2 protein-coding genes are annotated in these 2,391 nt (G+C 35.9%); both read left to right on the top strand.

Translation table 11 applies throughout. The features are described from left to right. A partial coding sequence (locus ACKTTV_RS00005; RefSeq protein ID WP_408028745.1) for a hypothetical protein occupies positions 1-387 on the top strand: 387 nt, incomplete at its 5' end. A gap of 28 nt (positions 388-415) precedes the next feature. Further along, on the top strand, positions 416-2,391 hold a 1,976-nt coding region (locus ACKTTV_RS00010; RefSeq protein WP_408028746.1), incomplete at its 3' end, for a DUF6443 domain-containing protein.

The raw sequence follows: 2,391 nt of genomic DNA on the forward strand, positions 1-2,391 counted from the left end.
GGAGTTTCTCAACAATTTGATTTAAACTTACCTGAATTATTAAAGTATTTAGATGTCAAGTTATTGAGTGATAATGGGCATTACAAGTTAGAGTTTAAAGCCAAGGGCATCACGCAATTACCTTTTGGATTAATGCTAGTTTATCTAGATAAGAATTATAGGTTAAAGCGTCAGGAGATTTATTATTATACTCAGATGAATTTTTCGGATAATTATAAAAAACCAGAGATGTCTAATTTCCGATTGGAAATAGTTTATTCAAAATACAAGACGAGTAATTTTTCAGTAGGGAAAGATGTTTTGGATTTAGGCAGGTATGTTCAAATGGACAAAGAAAAAGCGGTAGCATCATCAAGATATAATGGATTTGACATCGTTAAGATGTAGCCAGTTTTATTGTAAAAGTTAAATTACTATGACAAAACAAGTACAAATAACGCTAGTATATTTTATAGCCATTTTTCTGTGTGGATTAGAAGTTTTTTCACAGGAATTGGTAGAGCAGAATAGGTCTTACAATAGTCCTACGACCTATTTAACGAATTCTGAGGCAAAGGTTTTATCCTTTGGCACGTATGTAGAGATAGGTATTTTAAATGATGAGCCCCCACATGAAAAAATAACGACCTCAGTAAGTTTAAGTGTCACAGAGGTTAATGAGACTCATGTCCCTATAGGCTTACCTTTAAGTACGACTTTAAAGGTCACAAATGACCGAGAGAATAAGGCTTTAACTTTTGCAGATAAGGTTGTATATAAGATCAATTCTTTTGGTGCAGATATAAGCGTTACAGATGTTAGCTATGAGAAGGAGGGTCAGCTCGTTTCAGGGAATCCTGGAAATGTTTATATCAAGGTTTGGAGTGATAATGATGTAGTGTATCCGATAGCAGAATTACCTACCTATAATTTGGTTGTCTTACGCAAGGATATGGATAATACGACCAATAAGTATCATGAGATAGAATTTTCGTGGGACGCTGTATCTGGTGCAGAGAGTTATCAATTAGAATGGACATGGATTGATAATTATAAGCCACATGGATCGACAGGTGTTGTAGAGATGCAAGATATTTCTTTAACAGAGGATGAATTTAAGCATAGCAATACCCGTATTGAAACTACAGGGACGAGTTATAGGATTTCTAATATTTATGACGGAGGATTTGTTGTAGCACGAGTACGTGCTATCGGTCGTTTTCTAGACAATCCTAGTGAGGTTTTTCAGGCCTCATGGAGTTCAGCGTCAGGACCAGTAAAGCGTACTGTTTTTGATTGGGAGCCAGCAGTTACCATTGTAGCAGAGCATGGTTCAGAAGCGAAGAACTGGCAATTTCAGAGTTCTTTTGCGGAGAATGGAAAGAAGAAAGAGGTTGTTAGTTATTTTGATGGAAGTTTACGTAACCGACAAACGGTAACAAAGATAAACACCGATAAGAAGGCTATAGTAGGCGAGGTTGTATATGATTTTCAGGGGAGACCAGCCATAGAAGTATTGCCTATTCCTACCGACGGTAGTTTTATAAAGTATCATGATAATTTTAATTTGAACAATACGGGTGAGGTTTATACCTATGAAGACTTTGATACAGATAATGGCGGTGTGAATTGTCAAATCACCACTGGAGGTATGTCGGTTCAAAGTGGAGCGAGTAAATATTACTCAAGTAATGTTTTAGAAGACGCTACTAAGCCATGGCAGAATTTTGTTGCAGATGCCAAGGGGTATCCATTTTCACAGATAGAATACACTCCTGATAATACAGGAAGGATTCGACGTAAAGGAGGAGTAGGAGAAACACATCAGTTGAACTCAGGTCATGAGATGAAGTATTATTACACCACCCCTAGTAATCGAGAAGAATTAACCCGATTATTTGGAGATGTGAACGTAGGAAACTTAGTACATTATAAGAAGAACATCGTCATAGACCCTAATAAGCAAACCAGTATTAGTTATATAGATGCTCAAGGTCGTACCATTGCCACAGCATTAAAGGGAAATAGTCCAGGAGCTCTTTTAGGTTTAGAAGATGAATCTAATACGAATTTACATACAAGAATCAAGTCTTCATTAGTAAATACAATTGAGCCGAATACTGATTTACAAGTATTAAATACACAGTCTATCAGTACTTATGATCCATCAGAATTAGAAGATACATTATTAACCACAAAGGAGTTAATAGCTACAGAGGCAAACACAGAGTTTATCTTTGATTATACGTTTAACAATAACAGTGCTTACAATGTAGCATGTAGTTTAGGAGCAACACAAACCTATGATTTTGTTTATAATTTTAGATTTTCAGTACTAGATGAATGTGGAGAAGAGAAGGTTCAAGAAGGTAAATGGACTATTGACACCCCTTCTTTTAGTAAGAATTTTAC

This window comes from Tenacibaculum xiamenense (assembly GCF_964513065.1).
Lineage (GTDB): Bacteria > Bacteroidota > Bacteroidia > Flavobacteriales > Flavobacteriaceae > Polaribacter > Polaribacter xiamenense.